Here is a 3,782-nt window from a genome sequence, read left to right as displayed (position 1 = left end):
TTGTCCGAGCTGCGGGACGGGAGCGGTGTACGTGTACGACCGCGCCGGTCCGGGAGCGCCATGGGAGTCGGCTGGTTTCATCCCGAACCCGGCGCCGTCGTACGGGCTGTTCGGCCAGTCGATCGCGATCTCGGGCGACCGCATCGCGATCGGCGCGCCCGGAGAATCGTTCGGCTTCGCCGATCAGGGGGTCGTGCTGCTCTACGACTACGACGGCGGGCTCGACAACTGGACCGAGACGACGACCCTCGGCGCTGGGGGAGCCGGGTCGTACCAGTTCGGCTGGTCGATCGACTACGCACCCGACGGCACACTCGCGATCGGCGCGCCGGGCATCGACGGAGGCGTGCCACAGAACGAGGGCCAGGTCTTCGTCTACGACGGGACCGTCACCCAGATCGATCCACTCGTCGTTCCGACGGCCGGCGTCGGCGCCGAGCTCGGAGCGTCGGTGTCGATCGACGCGCGTCCCGGCGGCGGACACCGACTCGCCGTGGGAGCGCCCGGCAATGCCGCCGGTGAGGGGTTGTATCGCGTTCTGGACGACACCGGAGGCGGATTCGTGAGCGTCGACGCCGGCACTGGCCCGGCGGGCAACCGCATGGGTCAAACGGTCGTGGTCGACGGTGACCGGGTGGCGTACAACAACGGCACGGGCAACGCGAACGTGCGGTCGACGAGCGACGGTGGCGCGACGTGGACAACGGAACTGATCGCGTCCATTCCCCGCGGTTCGTACTCGCCCGCGAGCAACCTGCAGTTCGCCCTCGAAGGTGGGACCTTCGCCGTCGGACAGCCGAATCTGAACCAGGTCCAGATCTTCCGCTACGACGGCGTCGACTGGGGCGGAGCGCTGGCGCTCGGTGGCGGAGTCGATCGCCTGCTTCCGACCGGTGCCGACGGCGACGACCGGGCCGGCTGGTCGGTCGCGCTCGACGGCGGGTCGCTGGTCGCGGGTGCCCCGGGAGACGACTGGTCGGGCGACGGGTTCCCCGACGCTGGTGCCGTGTACACGGCCGACATCCCCGTCGTCGCGACCTTCTCCGGGACGTCGGCCGGCGACGCCACCGCCTGGAACGACCCGACCAACTGGGATGTCGGCCGGGTCCCAGGCCCGAACGACACCGCGATCCTGCCCTCGTCGGTCGGCACGGTCAACGTCGTCGGAGCGACACCGTCAGTCAGTCGGCTGATCACGTCGACCGGCGGGTTGGTGCTGGCGACCGGCGGTCGGCTCAGCGTCATCGGCAGTCCCGACGGTCCGTCGGAGATCCGCGACGGCATCGTGCGGGTGAACCTCGACGGTGGTCTGGAACTCGTGTCCGACCTCGTGATCGACGCCGACGGGATCCTCGCGACCAGCTACGACGACCTCGCTCCGGTGCAGATCGACATCACGGGGACCGACGTGGAGATCTCCGGCAACGGCACGATCCAGAACGACGGGGGGATTCGGTACTCGGGTGCGGGCACGTTCACGCTCGACGACCCGAACATGAACTGGTCGGCCGGGCCGTCGAGCCTGCTGCGCGCCGACGACGGCACGATCAACCTGTCGCCCGCGGCCTTCGACTGGTCGCAGGGCACCGTGTCGATCGGGGCCGGGGCGCGGGTCGCCTTCGACGCTCCGGTCGTCCAGGGCGGACTCGGAGTCCTCGAGATCGACGTCGACGGCGCCCCGACCGACCCGGCGAACTTCGGTGTCATCGAGGCCGCGGAGTACGGACCGAACGGCACGTTGCGTGTGGTGCTCGCCGCTCCGGCGTCCTCGGGCGAGGTGTACCCGGTGATCGAATGCTCGTCGTTCTGCAACGAGGCCGAGGCATTCGACTCGATCGACTTCGATCCGCCCACAGTCGAGTTGCAGCCGACGCTGATCGACGATGCGGGCTCCGTGGCAGGCATCGGGCTCGTGCAGATCGACGCCAAGCTCACCTCCCCGCAGGCGATCATCGACGCCGGATTCGGCACAGCGATCGACGTGTTCGGCGACACGGCCATCGTCGGCTACGACGACGGACCGACCGCACGGGCCGAGGTGCTCACCCGCGATCCGGGCACCGGCGACTGGACGGTGGAGCAATCGCTCTTCGTCGGCGCGACCGACATCAACGACGTCGCCATCAACGACCAGTACGCGGTCGTCGCTGCGGCCGACGGCGTGAGCCGCTATGTGTGGGACGGGTCGAGCTACGGCACCCCCTCGTTCCGTCCGGTCGACGTCCCGGCGGTCGACGTCGAGGGTCAGTACCTGCTGTACGTGCTCGCCGGAACGCAGGCCCAGGTCGTCGACCAGACCGTCGGCTCGATCGCCGAGTTCGGCGACGCGCCCGGCGGATTGACGAGCTTCGGCGACGCGGTTGCGTTCGTCGATGGGTATGCGCCCGGGAGCGGCCAGGTGGCGATCGGGTCACCCGCCGACGACACCGTGGTCGTGCTCGACGCGGGTGTCGGCGTGGGTGGCCTCGGCAACCCCACAACGCTGACCGGCCCCGAGGGCCCGAGCAACTCGTTCGGCGCGTCGCTCGCAGCCACGGACGGTCGCATCGCGGTCGGCGAGCCGAACAACAGCACGACCGACCTCGACGCAGGAGCGGTGTGGGTGTACGACGCGTCGACGCTGACCGCGCCGGACCGGCTCGAACCCGACAGCGTCGGCGACCCGGGCTACGACTTCGGGACCGACGTGGCGATCGTCGACGACCGCATCGTCGCCGGCGCGCCGGGGGCGAATCCCACCGCGTCGCAGATCCGCGACGGGCTCGCCTACGCGTTCGAGTTCGATGGATCCGATTGGAGCCAGACCGAGCAGTATCAAGCGGTCGACCTGTACGACGGCGACGAGTTCGGCGCCGCGGTCGGCCTCGCCACGGACCACGTGCTGATCGGCGCACCCGGCGACGCCAACGCGAAGGGTCCCGACGCCGGGGCCGTGTACTGGTACGAGTTCGCAGCGGCACCCGAACCGCCCGATCCAGCGGACAACCCGACATTCGCGAAGTTCGAGTTCGAGGCATCGAGTGACCCGACCGTCGCGGTGAGTGGAACCGGAATCTCGACCGCGTCGGTGTCGCGCGACATCGTCAGCGGACGTGAGCAGAACGACGGCTCGGTGGCCTCCACCGCGCTCGGCTCGATCGACGTCGACGCGCCGGTCGGGACCGGTGTGGAATCGTCGCCGATCGCCAGCCTCACGCTGGACGAAACCGTCCTCGCTGCGGTGGACGGTACGTCACCGCTGGACCGAATCCCGTTGACCGACATCGAACTGCGGGTGCCGATCACCGGCACCAGCCCGCAGGAGTTCGGGGGATGGGAGTACCTGCTCGAACGGATCGCCCGGGCTCGTCCCGGCGACGCCGCGGCTCAGGCGCTCGTGCTCCGGCCGGTCCAGAACATCCTGTTCGGCGAAGTGAAGTCGTTCGACGAGGTCGCCGAGCTTCGGCTCGATCAACTCAGCGTGGCCGGAACGCCGATCGCCTCGCTGCCGATCGCCAGTCTGGTGCTCGGCTCCACTCCGATCGCCTCGCTTCCGATCGCCTCGCTCGAGGTCGATGGTTCGCCGGTCGACGGCTGGTGCGATGCGATCGCCGCCGTCGGGAGCGACGTCGCCTGTGGTCCCGGTGAGGTGGTCGACCCGGTCTCGACGACACTCGTGGAGCTGGCGCTGGTCGGGGTCCCGATCGCCTCGCTTCCGATCGCGAGTCTCCCGATCGCGTCGTTGCCGATCGCGTCGCTGGCACCCGACGGAACGCCGATTGCGTCGTTGCCGATCGCGAGTC

The 3,782-nt window shown here is 69.6% G+C and carries 1 protein-coding gene; it reads left to right on the top strand.

What is annotated here, in order from left to right; genetic code table 11:
- Positions 1–3,782 (top strand): FG-GAP repeat protein (locus ON45_RS20480; RefSeq protein WP_206537755.1); only part of this gene is annotated, 3,782 nt, incomplete at both ends.

It is taken from the genome of Ilumatobacter nonamiensis YM16-303, from assembly GCF_000350145.1.
GTDB lineage: Bacteria > Actinomycetota > Acidimicrobiia > Acidimicrobiales > Ilumatobacteraceae > Ilumatobacter_A > Ilumatobacter_A nonamiensis.
The sequence above is the reverse complement of the archived record's forward strand: the minus strand, read 5'-3'. Positions and strand labels throughout refer to the sequence as shown.